This is a genomic window from Herbaspirillum sp. AP02 (assembly GCF_015767275.1).
Taxonomy (GTDB): domain Bacteria; phylum Pseudomonadota; class Gammaproteobacteria; order Burkholderiales; family Burkholderiaceae_D; genus Herbaspirillum.
Genome location: NZ_JADWMY010000001.1, coordinates 679,771 through 693,179 on the forward strand (window position 1 = coordinate 679,771; position 13,409 = coordinate 693,179).

14 protein-coding genes are annotated in these 13,409 nt (G+C 61.3%); 3 read left to right on the forward strand and 11 right to left on the reverse strand.

Annotation, left to right across the window (positions count from 1 at the left end; all coding sequences use genetic code 11):
• Positions 1-65: 65 nt before the first annotated feature.
• The 11 genes from flgL to flgB all read right to left on the reverse strand — a co-directional run bounded on the left by flgL (position 66) and on the right by flgB (position 11,264).
• Positions 66-1,196: a flagellar hook-associated protein FlgL gene (gene flgL / locus I5R65_RS02995; RefSeq protein WP_180668741.1), complete on the reverse strand. Its 1,131-nt coding sequence runs from the start codon at positions 1,194-1,196 to the stop codon at positions 66-68.
• Between the two features lie 23 nt (positions 1,197-1,219).
• The gene (gene flgK / locus I5R65_RS03000) at positions 1,220-3,565 is read right to left on the reverse strand and encodes a flagellar hook-associated protein FlgK (protein WP_180668742.1); all 2,346 of its coding nucleotides are present in this window, start codon (positions 3,563-3,565) and stop codon (positions 1,220-1,222) included.
• A 159-nt stretch (positions 3,566-3,724) separates the two neighbouring features.
• Positions 3,725-4,699: a flagellar assembly peptidoglycan hydrolase FlgJ gene (gene flgJ, locus I5R65_RS03005; RefSeq protein WP_180668743.1), complete on the reverse strand. Its 975-nt coding sequence runs from the start codon at positions 4,697-4,699 to the stop codon at positions 3,725-3,727.
• 56 nt (positions 4,700-4,755) lie between these two features.
• On the reverse strand, positions 4,756-5,901 hold the full coding sequence (locus I5R65_RS03010) for a flagellar basal body P-ring protein FlgI (RefSeq protein ID WP_180668744.1): 1,146 nt from the start codon (positions 5,899-5,901) through the stop codon (positions 4,756-4,758).
• Positions 5,902-5,939: 38 nt separating this feature from the next.
• Positions 5,940-6,599, reverse strand: coding sequence for a flagellar basal body L-ring protein FlgH (locus I5R65_RS03015; RefSeq protein ID WP_180668745.1), 660 nt, complete (start codon positions 6,597-6,599; stop codon positions 5,940-5,942).
• 70 nt (positions 6,600-6,669) lie between these two features.
• A complete protein-coding gene (gene flgG, locus I5R65_RS03020; protein WP_102662979.1) occupies positions 6,670-7,452 on the reverse strand; it encodes a flagellar basal-body rod protein FlgG in 783 nt (260 codons plus the stop codon).
• 38 nt (positions 7,453-7,490) lie between these two features.
• Complete coding sequence (gene flgF, locus I5R65_RS03025) at positions 7,491-8,228, reverse strand: flagellar basal-body rod protein FlgF (protein ID WP_180668746.1); 738 nt, start codon at positions 8,226-8,228, stop codon at positions 7,491-7,493.
• 111 nt (positions 8,229-8,339) lie between these two features.
• Complete coding sequence (gene flgE, locus I5R65_RS03030) at positions 8,340-9,641, reverse strand: flagellar hook protein FlgE (RefSeq protein WP_180668747.1); 1,302 nt, start codon at positions 9,639-9,641, stop codon at positions 8,340-8,342.
• Positions 9,642-9,680: 39 nt separating this feature from the next.
• Positions 9,681-10,406, reverse strand: a complete 726-nt coding sequence (locus I5R65_RS03035) for a flagellar hook assembly protein FlgD (protein ID WP_180668748.1) — start codon at positions 10,404-10,406, stop codon at positions 9,681-9,683.
• Between the two features lie 18 nt (positions 10,407-10,424).
• The gene (gene flgC / locus I5R65_RS03040) at positions 10,425-10,829 is read right to left on the reverse strand and encodes a flagellar basal body rod protein FlgC (RefSeq protein ID WP_180668749.1); all 405 of its coding nucleotides are present in this window, start codon (positions 10,827-10,829) and stop codon (positions 10,425-10,427) included.
• 6 nt (positions 10,830-10,835) lie between these two features.
• Positions 10,836-11,264, reverse strand: coding sequence for a flagellar basal body rod protein FlgB (flgB, locus tag I5R65_RS03045; protein WP_180668750.1), 429 nt, complete (start codon positions 11,262-11,264; stop codon positions 10,836-10,838).
• A gap of 221 nt (positions 11,265-11,485) precedes the next feature.
• On the opposite strand from flgB, the gene flgA reads away from it, so the two are divergent.
• The 3 genes from flgA to I5R65_RS03060 all read left to right on the forward strand — a co-directional run bounded on the left by flgA (position 11,486) and on the right by I5R65_RS03060 (position 13,237).
• On the forward strand, positions 11,486-12,232 hold the full coding sequence (gene flgA / locus I5R65_RS03050; RefSeq protein WP_180668751.1) for a flagellar basal body P-ring formation chaperone FlgA: 747 nt from the start codon (positions 11,486-11,488) through the stop codon (positions 12,230-12,232).
• 195 nt (positions 12,233-12,427) lie between these two features.
• On the forward strand, positions 12,428-12,748 hold the full coding sequence (flgM, locus tag I5R65_RS03055) for a flagellar biosynthesis anti-sigma factor FlgM (protein ID WP_180668752.1): 321 nt from the start codon (positions 12,428-12,430) through the stop codon (positions 12,746-12,748).
• Positions 12,749-12,778: 30 nt separating this feature from the next.
• Positions 12,779-13,237, forward strand: coding sequence for a flagella synthesis protein FlgN (locus tag I5R65_RS03060; RefSeq protein ID WP_180668753.1), 459 nt, complete (start codon positions 12,779-12,781; stop codon positions 13,235-13,237).
• Positions 13,238-13,409: the final 172 nt, after the last annotated feature.

Here is a 13,409-nt window from a genome sequence, read left to right on the forward strand (position 1 = left end):
AACCCGCGGGTTCGCCTTTCTTTTGTCTGGCGACCGCTGCCGAAAGCAGACGGTCGCGCCAGGACTTACTTCAGATAGTTCAGCAGGGTCAGACCACTGGTGGTGACGAAGACCTTCTGCGCTGCCGACAGGTAGGTCTGCTTGAGCGTCAGGTCGCTGATCAATTCGCTGGTGTCGGACAGGTTGCGGCCCAGCAGGTTGTTGATGGTCTGGGTGTAGTTTTCCTTGTTGACCTCACCGGCCGCATCGAGGTTGTCCAGTTCGTTCTGGCGCGCGCCAATGGAGGCCTTGGCAGTCGACACGCCGCTGGAAATGGAATCGATCTGGGTATTGAAGGCGGCCAGGTTGCGGTTCAGTGCGGCCTGGCTACCCGGTACCGGCGTACGGGCGGCCTCGGCGGCGTCCGCCTTGAGCTTGGCGGCGGCGGTGGCGGTGAATTGGGTCTGATACAGCGGATCGTCGGGCTTCATGCCATCCAGAGTGGCCTGGGCCGTCTTGTAGTCCTTGATTGGAAACTGCCCCGTAGTCGGATATTCAAAGTTATCGGCCGCGATGTCATCGGCCTTGTTGGCCGCCTCGGTCACCGGCACCGACAGCGTATTGATCATGTTGGTCATGGTCTTGAAGATATCCTGACCACCCCCCTGGAAGATCGCCTGACCGGAGGCGCTGATGTCCATCTGACGGGTCGAATCGACCTGCAGCGTCATGGCACCCTGGTCACCGTTGTAGGTCACGCCGCCGCTGCCATCAAGGGTGAACGGCTGGGTCGTGCTCTTGAAGCCGGCGAAGATGTAGTTGCCCTGCCCGTCCTGGGCATTGGCATAGCCCAACACTTCATTCAGGTTGCCCTTGATCTCGGTGGCCATGTTGCTGCGTTCGGCGTTGGAGTAGGAGGCATTGCCGGCTGCAATCACATTGGACTTCAGCTTGGTCAGCATGTTGGTCAGGCTGTCCAGGGTACCTTGCACGCTGGACAGGGCGCTGTTGGCATTCTGCCGATTGGTCTTGTACTGCTCGTTCAGGGCAGCCGTCTGGGTCATGTCCAGGGCGCGAGCGGCAGCCACCGGATCGTCCGACGGCAGCAAGACCTTTTGCTGCGCCGTTACCTGCTGCGACAGCTTCAGGATCTGGCTCTGCATGGTGGTCAGATCGTTGTTGCTCGATTGATAGAGCATCTGGGTGCTAATACGCATATCGTCTTCCTCTATCTAACTGTTCAACCGCCCAGGGTGAGCAGCACGTTGATCATGTCACTGGCGGCCTGGATGATCTTGGCGGCAGCCTGGTATTGCTGCTGGTTGCGAATCATCTGCGCCAGTTCCTCATCCTGGTTGACCCCGGACTCGGACTGCTGCTGGGTCTGGATCGCGGTCAGCCTTGCCTTCTCGGCGGTGTTGGTGACGTTGATCTCGTTGGTCTTGTTGCCGATGGTGGCGACCAGCTGCGAGTACGAACCCTGGAAGTTGGTGCCATTGATGGTCTTGGCCGTCTGCAGGGCGCCCATGGCCAGCATGTTGCGATTGTCCGAGGCGGCATTGGTATTGGCCGCGATGGTGAACTGGTCGCCATCGGACGGCTGCCCGGAAATCTGGAACGAGACACCGCTGATCTCGTAGGTATCGCCCGCCGTGTAGGGCAGGACGCTGACGCCAGCGCCGATCGCGGTCGTGGTGCCATCCTTGTGGGTGATGGTGCCACCGCCGGCAGGGACGGCCGGAGAAATGCTGAAGTTCGGCGGTGTGGCATTGCCGTCGTATTCCAGCGTGGTCGGCTTGGTCAGCGGCGTGGTGGTGGTCAGATAGGCCGGCGTGACCGAACCGGTGCTGATGGTGGCCGTGCCCTTGTTGGCCGCCACCGGGGCGAAGTTGAACTGGTCACCCGTGCCCGTCGTGCTGGGCGTGCCAGTCAACGTGAAGGACACGCCACCGCTGGTGATGGTCATGCCCGACTGGTAGGGGAATGCCGTGCCGCCGGCGACCGTGCCACCGGTGCCATCCGGATTGGAATAGGTCACATCCGGTACTGGCGTGGCACCGCTCCAGGCGCTCGTCAATTGCAACACCGACGGTGTTCCTCCGCTCATCGAAGCAGTGAACGACACCGACGAACCCTGCTGGAACTTGGTCGAATCCAGCGAGGTGCTGGAGATGAGGGCATTGCCGGTATTGGTGGCCGCGGTGCTGGCGTTGACGTTGTTGGTAGCGCTGATCGAGGTCGCGATCGGCGCTGCCGTGGCCAGCAGCTGGGTATTGTTCAGTGCCAGCGAGAAACCGGCCGCGCCGTTGGCGGTCGGCTGGATCTTGTAGATATTGCCATTCGGGATGGCGGGCGCGTAAGGACCGGGCGCAGCCGCACCATTCGAGTAGGTCACGCCATCCAGCGTCACCGGGAAATCGGTCGCCGCCTTGACGGTCTTGGTATTGTCCGACAGGCGGGTGAAGGTGTAATTGGTACCGTCGTAGGTCAGCGTGTAGTCGCTGGTGCTCAAGGCCGACGGATCGGTAATGGTCGCCTTCAGGTCAGTCGTGCCGGTATTGGTCGGATAACCGATCAGGTTGGGCGAACTGACATTGAACATGTTGGTGCCGGGATTGCCGTTCTGGTCCAGGCCCAGCTGTTGCTGCTGGTTGAAAGCGGTACCCAGGGCGATGGCGATGCGACCCAGCGCGTTCTGGGTCGGGTCCAGCGTTTCGCTGCGGTACTTGAGCAGACCACCGAGGCTACCACCATCGTAGAAGAAGCTATCTGGGATGGTGGTCGTGGTACCGCCCGTGCCGACCTGGCCGATCTGCAGGCGCGACACATCGGTGGGCGAATTGGTCACCGCCAGTTGGGTCACGTTTTCACCGGTCACCAGCGCCTGGCCGGTACCGATGAACACGCTCACCGCGCCGGTATCCTGCGGCACCGTGGTGATCTTGACGTACTTGTTGAGCTCCGCCACCAACTGGTCGCGCTGGTCCAGCAAGTCATTGGGCTGCTGGCCACCGCCGGTACCGATGGCGTTGACAATGGCCTTGTTGAGCTGGGCCAGTTGCTGCGCGTAGGAATTGATGGAGGTGACGGTCGAGGTGATCTGGCTGTTGACACTGGCGCTGCTGGCCGAGAGCTGATCGTTGATGCTGGTCACCCGTGCCACCAGGGTCGACGCCTGCGACAGTACCGACTGGCGCGAAGCCTGGGTATTCGGGTTGGAGGCCAGGTTCTGGATCGCTGCGAAGAAATCCTGCAAGGACGGCGACAGGCCAGCCTTGGTGTCGGCCACCATGTTGTTGATCTGCGAGATCTCGGAGTAGTACGCATCCAGCGAACTGGCCGAGGTCTGCGAGGCCAGTGCCTGCTTGGTCAGGAAGTCGTTGTAGACGCGCTTGATCTCGGTGACCTGAGTACCCTGGCCGACAAAGCCATAGCCGTAGTTGATGCCGCCGGCCGAGCTTTGCACGACTTCCTGGCGGTTGTAGCCGGGCGTGGTGGCGTTGGAGATGTTGTGGCTGGTGGTGGCCTGCGCCGCCATGGCCGCCTGCAACGCGGATTGCCCGATACTGAAGATGTTAGTTGCCATGCTAGGTTGTCGTCCCTGAAAGCTTTTAGCGGAATAACCAAGTCAACGGCAGGATTGACCAAAACTTTAGACGGCTGCACGCGAATTTGTTTCCGACCGGCACCGATGAGCTTGCCACCGTGGAATCGGACGCCGGCCAGACCGTGACCGGCAAGAAACTTATGCCGAGAGCGATTGGCGGATGATGCGCGACAGTTTCTCGGCGTAGTGCGGGTCGGTGGCATAGCCGGCGCGCTGCAGGCCGTAGGCGAACCCGTGGGCATCCTGGGCGCTGGCCAATACCTTCTCGTAGCGTGGATTGCTGCGCAGCAAGTTGGCGTAGTCCTTGAAGGCATCCGCATAGGAATCATACGCGCGGAATTTCTCCACCCGCTTTTGCGGCTTGCCGTTGATGTATTCGATGGTGGTGGCCTCGACCACCTTGCCGGTCCAGTTGCCGGTGGCCTTGATGCCGAACAGATTGTGGGCCGAACTGCCGTCGCGGGCGATGATTTCCTTCTTGCCCCAACCGGTCTCCAGTGCCGCCTGGGCCAGCATGAACTTGGCCGGGATGCCGGTCATCTTGCTGGCGATCTCGGCGTCAGCCTGCAGGCGGTTCTGGAAGGCCTCCACATGGGCCGGCTTGTTGGAGTTGCGACGCTGCTTGCCGTTGCGGCCATCCTGATCGGTGCTCTCGGCCTGCTGCTGGCTGGCGAAACTCTGGATGAACTTGGCACGGTCGGCATCACTCATTTCCTTGACCAACGGGATACCCATGGGCAGACCTTCCTCGCCCGGGGTCGCCCCCCCTTCCAGGTCCTGCGCATCCGGCAGCTTCTTGGGCAACGAGGCCGACAACTGGCGGGTCAGTACATCGGCCAGCCCGACGCCGCGCTGAGCCAGGCTCTGGCTCAATTGCTGGTCGAGCATGGACGTAAACATCTTGGTCTGCTCGTTATCGAAGGGACCATTCTGCGGAGTGGCATCCCGCATGCTCTTCATCACCATGTTCAGGAACAGCGCCTCGAACTGCTTGGCCGCCCCCTTGATGGCTTCCGGCGAGTTCTGCCGGGCGGCTTCGCGCAGGCCGTTCAGCCCATTCGCATCGACGGCCAAGTTCTCGGTCGGATTGGATGGGTTGATCTTGTTGAGCATGGGTTACCTTGGATGAGAGCGTTTGTAATGGAATCGGCCGTGCCGTCCCGCTACCGTTAGATCACTTCGAGTTCGGCGCGCAAGGAACCTGCCGCCTTCATCGCCTGCAGGATCGCCAGCAAGTCCTGGGGGGTCGCACCGATGGCATTGAGCGCCTTGACCACATCGGACAGCGAGGCCCCGCCCTTCAACAGCATCACCTTACCCGGTTCCTTGTTGATCGAGACCTGCGCATTCTGCACGCCAGCGGTCTGACCACCCGCCAGTGCATTGGGCTGGCTCACGGCATTGTCGGCCTGGATCACCACCGAGAGATTGCCATGCGACACCGCACAGGTATCGAGCATCACGCTCTGGTTCATGACCACCGAACCGGTACGCGCATTGAGAATGACCTTGGCGGCCAGCTTGCCGGGGGTCACGTCGACGTTTTCCAGCGCCCCCAGGAAGGCCACCCGGTCACCGCTGGAGATCGGTGCGCGCACCCGGATCACGCGACCATCCTGGGCCACTGCGGTATCGCTGCCAAAGCGCTTGTTGAGCGCATCCACCACCCGGCTGGCGGTGGAAAAATCGTTGTCATTCAATTCCAGCACCACCGAGTCGCCGCCGCCCAGCGAGCTGGGCACGGCGCGTTCAACCGTGGCGCCACCGGAAATGCGGCCAGCCGACAGCTGGTTGATGGTGGTGCTGCTGCCGGCCGCCGAGCCGCCGGCACCACCGACCACGATGTTGCCCTGGGCGATGGCGTAGATCTGACCATCGGCACCCTTGAGCGGCGCCATCAGCAAGGTGCCGCCACGGATGCTCTTGGCATTGCCGATGGACGACACGGTCACGTCGATCAACTGGCCCGGCTGCGCGAAGGCGGGCAGGTTTGCCGTCACCATGGCCGCTGCCACGTTCTTCAACTGCATGTTGCTGCTGGTACCGGACGGCACATTCACGCCCAGCTGCTGCAGCATGCTGATCACGCTCTGCACGGTGAAGGGGGTCTGGGTGGTCTGGTCACCACTGCCATCCAGGCCGACCACCAGACCGTAACCCACCAACTGGTTCTGACGCACGCCCTGGATGCTGGCCAGGTCCTTGAGTCGTTCAGCATGGGCCGGAGCCGCCATGCCCAGGTACAGGCCGGCCACGGTGGCGGCGGCAGCGCAGGCGGCGACCAACCGCCTGCCACCTGATCGGAAGATATCCATCGCGAAAAATCCTTTCCGGGTCATTGCACTACTCCACATCAGAAAGGAGAAACGCTGAAGAAGAATCGGCCCAGCGAGGACATGAAGTCAGCCATGTCTACGCGGGTATTGGTGCGGTATTCGACCTTGGCATCGGCCACCAGGGTGGACGAGACGGTATTGCCGGTCTGGATGTTGTCCGGGCTGATGGTGCCGGAGAAGCGTACGTACTCCACGCCCTTGTCCAGTGCTACCTGCTTTTCGCCGGAGACCACCAGATTGCCGTTGGGCAGGACCTCCACCACCGTCACACCGATGGTACCGGTGAAGGTATTGCTGGAATTGGTGGCGCCCTTGTCTTCGAACTTGGCCGAGGAGCTACCGGAGGCCGACAGTTCCTTGATCGAGGTGCCGAAGATGGTCGGTGCCGGTGAAGCCACCGCGCCGGTCTTGCTGGCCGAGCTGCCGGCCGACTTGCCGGCACTGGTCTTTTCGTTGATGACGATGGTGATGGTGTCACCCACCAGACGCGCGCGGCGGTCTTCCAGCAACGGACGGTAGACCGCCGACTGGAAGATCGCGCCCGAGGTTGCTGGCGCATAGGAAGCCGGCTGCGGACGCGCCGTCTTGGGACCCGTCACGATGCTGTCGGGCACGGTGGTACAACCGGTGACAGCCAACACGCCCGCGATGGAAACCAATTTCAGCAAGTTCTTCATATCTGCCTCGTCCTTCTTTCTACTGCCGACTACCTTGTTCAATAACGCCACCCCGGCTCGCCGCCAGGTCTTACAGTTGCGACAGCTTGGCCAGCATCTGGTCGGAAGTGGTGATGGCCTTGCTGTTGATTTCGTAGGCGCGCTGGGTCTGGATCATGTTGACCAGCTCTTCCACCACGTTCACGTTGGAGGTTTCCACATAGCCCTGCCACAGGGCGCCGGCACCGTTGGTACCCGGGGTATTGGGGTTGGGCGTGCCGGAGGCGGCGGTTTCCACGTACAGGTTTTCGCCACGGCTTTCCAGGCCAGCCGGATTGATGAAGGTGGCGACCTGGATGGTACCGATCTGGGTGGTGGCGGTGGAACCGGCCTGCATGATCGAGACCGTGCCGTCACGGCCCACGCTGAGTTTGGTGGTGTTGAGCGGGATGGTGATCGGCGGCTGCAGGGTGTAGCCGCTGGAGGTCACCAGCTGGCCCTGGCTGTCGGTCTGGAAGGCGCCATCGCGGGTGTAGGCGGTGGTACCGTCGGGCAGCAGGATCTGGAAGAAACCGTTGCCCTGGATCGCCAGGTCCTTGTCATTGTTGGTCTGGTTGACGTTGCCCTGGGTGAAGATGCGTTCGGTGGCGACCGGACGCACGCCGGTACCGATCTGCAGGCCCGAGGGCAATTGCGTCTGTTGCGAGGACTGGGCGCCGGGTTGACGCACGGTCTGGTACAGCAGGTCTTCGAACACGGCGCGCGAACGCTTGAAGCCGTTGGTGCTGACGTTGGCCAGGTTGTTGGAAATCACGTCCAGTTGCGTCTGTTGCGCATCCAGGCCGGTCTTGGAAATCCACAGGGAACGAATCATTTATTTCTCCGGTAATCAGCGCAGGGGCTAGTGTGCTATCAGGACAAGGACAGAATCTGGGTCGCCTTGGTCGCATCGCTTTCGGCGGTCTGGATCACCTTCATGTTCATCTCGAACTGGCGCGACAGGTTGATCATGTTGACCATCGCTTCCACCACGTTCACGTTGCTGCCTTCGACGGCACCGCTGGCCAGGCGCACGTTGGCGTCGGGCTGGGCCGCACCGGTGATGGTGCGGAACAGGCCATCATCGCCGCGTTTCATGTTCTTTTCATCGGGATTGACCAGTTTGATACGACCCAGCACATTGACTGCATTGGGAATACCGTTGGTCGGAATCGACGACACCGTGCCATCGGCGGCAATGGCCACCGTGGTATCGGGCGGGATCGTGATCGGACCGCCATCGCCCTGCACCGACTGACCATTCTGGGTCTGCAGGATGCCGTTCTCGTTGATCTTGAAGCTGCCATTGCGGGTATAGGCCTCGCCGCCATCGGCGGTCTGTACCGCGATCCAGCCACGCCCCTGTACGGCCACGTCCAGGGCGCGTCCGGTGTCCTGGATCGGTCCCTGCGAAAAGTCGCTACCCGCGGTCGAATCCACCACGAAGGCACGCGTGGCCAGGCCATCGCCCACCACCGGTGCCGAGCGGAAGGTATTCAATTGGGCGCGAAAACCCGTGGTCGTGGCATTGGCCAGATTGTTGCTGGCGGTGGCTTGCTGCTCCAGCGTGTGCTTGGCCCCCGACATCGCTGTATAGACCAGACGATCCATAAAACCCCTTTTTTGCGGCACCATCCCCCGGCACCAGCGGTTGAAACCGGCCGCCGGCGGCGCCGGCGACCTTTCTGCATGCGCGCCGCAAGGCGCGCGATCAAGCCTTTATCAGCGCAGGCTGACCAGGGTCTGCAACACGGTGTCCTGCACCTTGATGGTCTGCGAGTTGGCCTGGTAGACCCGCTGCGCCACGATCATGTTGACCAGTTCGGCAGTCAGGTCGACGTTGGAGTCTTCCACCGCGCGCGCCTGCAAGCTACCGAACGTACCGGTGGAAGGCTTGCCCACCAGCGGGCTGCCGGCCGCACCGGTAGCCGCATACAGGTTGTTGCCCAGCGGCTGCAGACCATTGGGATTGGCAAAGTTCACCAGTACCACGGTCCCCAGGTTCTTGGTTTGCTGGTTGCTGTAGGAACCGACGATGGTGCCGTCCTTGTCGATGGAGAAGCTCGACAGGGTGCCCGGAGGCATGCCGTTCTGGCTCTGCGCCAGGTTCACGAAGGCCGAACCGGTCTGGGTCGACCCGGCATAGGAGAAATTGATCGGCGCAGCGAAGTTGCCACCACCCTTGACAATGCTCGGGTCGTTCAGTTGCGCGGCCGTCAGGGTCATGACGCTGGTGGCCGTCACCGCCGCACCGTTGATCTGGGTCAGGGTACCGGTCGAGTCATAGGTCATGGTACCCAGCGCAACGGGGGCCGGTGGGGTGGCGCCGTCGTTCAGGGTGGTGTTGTCGATCTTGGCGTAGACGGTCCAGGTAGTCGTCGGCGGCGTACCGGTCGGTGCTGCCTTGACGTAGTAAGTCTGCATGCTGTACGGGTTACCCAGGCTGTCATACAGGGTAACGCCGGTGGAGTTGTTGTAGCTGTTCGGATCGGCAGCGTTGAAAGGCGTGACCGTCGGCACGGCCAGGCGCGAATCCAGGTTGACCTTGGTGGACACCGAAGTGGTCGGGGTGGCCGGGATCGACGAGGTATCGATCTGCAGCTGCACCGGATCGCCACCGGACGCGCCGGCGGCCCAGCCCATGAGGAAGGCGCCGTTCATGCTGGGGTTGATGATGTAGCCATTCTTGTCCAGCTGGAACTGGCCGTTACGGCCATACATCGGCGACAGATCGGACGCGCTGGCCGACATCTGGAAGAAACCGTCGCCATTGATGGCGATATCCAGCGGGTTGTTGGAGGAGCTGATATTGCCCTGGGTGAACTGCTGCGCCACATTGGCCACAGTCACGCCGATGCCCACCGGCGAATTGCCGGAGCGGTTCATCGAGTTGGCGTACATGTCGGCAAACTGCGTCTGCGACTGCTTGAAACCGACCGTGCTGGCATTGGCCACGTTATTACCGATGACGTCCAGGCTCTTGGCTGCGCCGTTCAGTCCGCTCAGACCTTGCTGAAAACTCATGAGATATCCCCTTGTTCCGAATGTGGTCGGTAATAACGATTAAAGAATTTGAACGATGTCGGTCGACTTGATGGTGCCGACGTTGGTGACATTGAGCTTGACGCCGTCCGACGTAGTCGAGACGCTGGCCACCGTACCGAAGGCCAGGGCCGTTACCGCGACCGCCGTGCCATTGTTGGACGCGGTGGCGGTGAAGGTGTAGTTGCCGTCGGCGGCCTTGCCGCCGGCGTCGTTGGTGCCGTCCCAGATCACCGGAACCGCACCGGCGGCCTGGGTGCCCAGGTCCATGGTGCGCACCACGGCACCGGTCGAGTCCTTGACGGTGACGATGACCGAAGAAGCCGTGCTGGGCAGGTTCACGCCGAACACTGCCTTCTGGCTGGTGACATCATTGCCGCTGGCGTCCTTGGTGGTGTCCGAGGTCAACTGGATGCTGTTGCCCGGTGCCAGCACGCTGTGGCCGATCATGCTGGCCGTGGACAGCGCCTGCGACGAATTGAGATTGCCCATCAGGGTGCTGAGCGTACTGTTCAACTGACTGATGCCGGAGACGGTCGACAGCTGGGCCATCTGCGTGGTCATCTGCGAGTTGTCCATCGGGTTGCTGGGATCCTGGTTCTTCATCTGCGCGATCAACAGCGCCAGGAAGCGATTCTGGATCGCATCCGGGCTGTTATCGTTCAGGCTCGACGAACTGGTGGTGGTGGACGAGCTGCTGCTCGTGCCATTCATTGCGGTGAGCAGGTCATTGGAGACGATTGCCATGATTCAGGTCCTATTTTCCTATTGTCCGATGGTAAGGGTCTTGACGAGCATGGCCTTGGCCGTATTCATCGTTTCCACATTGGTCTGGTAAGAGCGGGAAGCCGAGATCATGTTGACCATTTCCTCGACCGGGTTGACGTTGGGCATGGCGACATAACCATTGCCATCGGCCATGGGATGCTTGGGGTCATAGACCAGCTTGGGCGGCGCCTGGTCTTCGACCACGGCAGCCACTTTCACGCCGCTATCCTTCACATCACCCACGGGAATGGTCTCGAAGACCACCTGTTTGGCCCGGTAGGGCCGACCATCCGGGCCGGTGGCGCTATCGGCGTTGGCGATATTGCTGGCGGTGGCATTGAGGCGCTGGGCCTGCGCACTCATGGCCGAACCGGCAACGTTGAAGATGTTGGAAAGGGACATGGTTTATCAACCCGGTTGGATGGCGTTAATCATGGCCTTGATCTGGCCGTTCACGGCGGTGACGCCGGCTTCGTAGCGGATGCCGTTGTCGACGAATTCATTGCGTTCCACATCCAGGTCGACGGTGTTGCCGTCCACGCTGCCCTGGGTCACGGTGCGGTATTGCAGGGGCGAGCCGCCGATGCTGCCGGGGCCGTTGTCGGGCGCCGTGCCGGCCACGTGCGAGTCGGCGGTGCGCGCCAGTTGCAGCGGCGGGATGGCGCTACCCTTGTTGTCGAGGGCATTTTTCAGCGCATCGGCAAAATTGACGTCCCTTGCCTTGTAGTTGGGCGTATCCGCGTTGGCGATGTTGGACGCCAGCACCTGCTGGCGCTGCGCCCGCAGGTTCAGTGCCATCTCGTTGAAACGGAAGAAATCGTCGAGCTTAGAGACCATCGGGTCCTCCGGAAATACCGGCGCCGCTGCCGCCCTGCCGGGGACGGTCGCACACTACGCCGATGATGGAATTACGTAGGCTTGATCATACGTTTCCACCCGGGACTCTAAGGGGCGATAAAGAGATAAAAGCCTCCCCTGTTTGCCCTTTTGACGTCGCGCGCGCGACGTAACATTGCTGCCAAGATTCGCCAATACCTGTTGCAGGCAAGTTGCACAAAATGAAACATCCCCTCTGCATTCTTCGTACGCTGCGCCGCGCCGTCGCCGCCCTGGCCTTGCTGGCCGGCGCATTGACGACGATGTCGCCAGTCGCCGCACAAAACACTCCTGACAGCCCGCAAAAGCAGAACTTGCAAGTCCTGCAACAGGTGGCCGAGCAGTTTCTGGCAAGCCAGACTTCAGGCCTGCCGGGTAGCGTCACGGTCACCATCGATCCCGCCGACCCGCGACTGACACTGGCCTCCTGCCTGGAGCCGCAAGCCTTCATGCCGAATGGTGGTCGCCTGTGGGGCCGTACTACGGTGGGCATCAAGTGCGTAGCGCCCTCCCCCTGGACGATCTATCTGCGCGCCAATGTCCAGGTGATTTCCGACTACCTGGTGGCGGCCGTCCCGCTGGCCCAGGGCCAGACCATCAGCGCCAGCGACATCACCCGCATCCGCGGCGACATGTCCAGCCTGCCCAGTGGCGTGATCACCGAAGAAGCACAGGTCGTCGGCCGGGTAGCCAACATGTCCCTGCGCGCCGGCATGCCATTGCGCATGGACGCCATCCGCAACCAACGGGTCGTGCAACAGGGTCAGTCGGTACGGGTCGTCTCGATCGGGCCGGGCTTCCAGATTTCTACCGAGGCGCGTGCCATGACCAATGCCAACGAGGGACAGATGGCGCAAGCACGGACCGCGGCCGGGCAAGTGGTCAGCGGGATCGCCAAGGCCGGCGGGATTCTGGAAATCAACTATTGATATAGGGCAAGCCTGAATAAAGGGCTGATGAAACGACTGACGGATCTGAATCTGCAGCTCTGCGTCAGACATGTGAAGAAAATTTCTCCCATTTCTTCTTTTTGACGTCCCGGATGTTAAAGTTTGCGGAGAATTGGTCGATAATCCATACGACAGGCGGGTGCAATGCGCCCCCACCCTACAAGGATAACTGCCGTGAACGTTAACGACGCCCTCAAATCCGCTGCCCTCAACACCGAGCAGACCCAGGCCCAGCCTCGCAACAACACCCCCGCCGGTGCTGCTGCCGGCAATGGTGCGGCGGCCACTGCAGCCACTTCCGATAGCGTGCGTCTGTCCAGCACCTATCAGTCGCTGGAAACCAAGGTCAACAGCAACAGCGGCAGTTTCGATGCCAAGAAAGTGGCGGAAATCAAGGCTGCCATCGCCAACGGCACGTTCCAGATCGATCCGGAAAAAGTGGCCAATGGCCTGATCGACACCGTCAAGACCCTGATCAGCGCCCGTCCGGCCTGATCATCTTTGCCTTCGCACAGGATTATCCGCATGAATCCGGCCAGCAACCTGCCTCTGGAACACGCTGCCCTATCCCGCCTGGTGGAAAAACTGAACCAGGAACAGGCCCTGCTGGCTGAAGCCACCGCCGAAGGCCTGACCGACATCATTTCCGAAAAAGCCACCATCGTTTCCGACATGGCCACGCTGGCCGGCAATCGCCACAGCCTGCTGGGCAGCCTGGGTTATAGCGAAGACGAAGCCGGCATGCAGCAATGGATGAACGAACACGGAAGCGACACCGACAAGGATGTCTGGGCCGGCCTGTTCGAACTGGCCCAGGATGCGAAGGAACTCAATCGCGTCAATGGCTTGCTGATCGGCAAGAAGCTCTCGATCAACCAGAGTGCATTGACCATCCTGCAAGGCAAGACCGGCACCGGCAACTTCTATGGGCCGGATGGCCAGAACAGCATCAAATCTTCCGGCCGCAGGTTGGGCGTGGTCTGATCGTCACCTCCCCGCCGATTCAAGCCCCGCGCCGCGAGCGCAAATCGAAAGACCCCGACTGCAACGCATCGGGGTCTTGTCTTTTTGGGAGGAGAGCCATCGATGTGAGCTTATTCACTTCACTCTCCATGCTTAAATTGATCGCTTTTATCGATGGAATTGAAAACGGCTC

What these genes read in the sequence shown, in the direction of transcription:
- flgL (WP_180668741.1), bottom strand. Translation starts at nt 1,196, where the DNA reads ATGCGTATTAGCACCCAGATGCTCTATCAATCGAGCAACAACGATCTG.
- flgK (WP_180668742.1), bottom strand. Translation starts at nt 3,565, where the DNA reads ATGGCAACTAACATCTTCAGTATCGGGCAATCCGCGTTGCAGGCGGCC.
- flgJ (WP_180668743.1), bottom strand. Translation starts at nt 4,699, where the DNA reads ATGCTCAACAAGATCAACCCATCCAATCCGACCGAGAACTTGGCCGTC.
- I5R65_RS03010 (WP_180668744.1), bottom strand. Translation starts at nt 5,901, where the DNA reads ATGGATATCTTCCGATCAGGTGGCAGGCGGTTGGTCGCCGCCTGCGCT.
- I5R65_RS03015 (WP_180668745.1), bottom strand. Translation starts at nt 6,599, where the DNA reads ATGAAGAACTTGCTGAAATTGGTTTCCATCGCGGGCGTGTTGGCTGTC.
- flgG (WP_102662979.1), bottom strand. Translation starts at nt 7,452, where the DNA reads ATGATTCGTTCCCTGTGGATTTCCAAGACCGGCCTGGATGCGCAACAG.
- flgF (WP_180668746.1), bottom strand. Translation starts at nt 8,228, where the DNA reads ATGGATCGTCTGGTCTATACAGCGATGTCGGGGGCCAAGCACACGCTG.
- flgE (WP_180668747.1), bottom strand. Translation starts at nt 9,641, where the DNA reads ATGAGTTTTCAGCAAGGTCTGAGCGGACTGAACGGCGCAGCCAAGAGC.
- I5R65_RS03035 (WP_180668748.1), bottom strand. Translation starts at nt 10,406, where the DNA reads ATGGCAATCGTCTCCAATGACCTGCTCACCGCAATGAATGGCACGAGC.
- flgC (WP_180668749.1), bottom strand. Translation starts at nt 10,829, where the DNA reads ATGTCCCTTTCCAACATCTTCAACGTTGCCGGTTCGGCCATGAGTGCG.
- flgB (WP_180668750.1), bottom strand. Translation starts at nt 11,264, where the DNA reads ATGGTCTCTAAGCTCGACGATTTCTTCCGTTTCAACGAGATGGCACTG.
- flgA (WP_180668751.1), top strand. Translation starts at nt 11,486, where the DNA reads ATGAAACATCCCCTCTGCATTCTTCGTACGCTGCGCCGCGCCGTCGCC.
- I5R65_RS03060 (WP_180668753.1), top strand. Translation starts at nt 12,779, where the DNA reads ATGAATCCGGCCAGCAACCTGCCTCTGGAACACGCTGCCCTATCCCGC.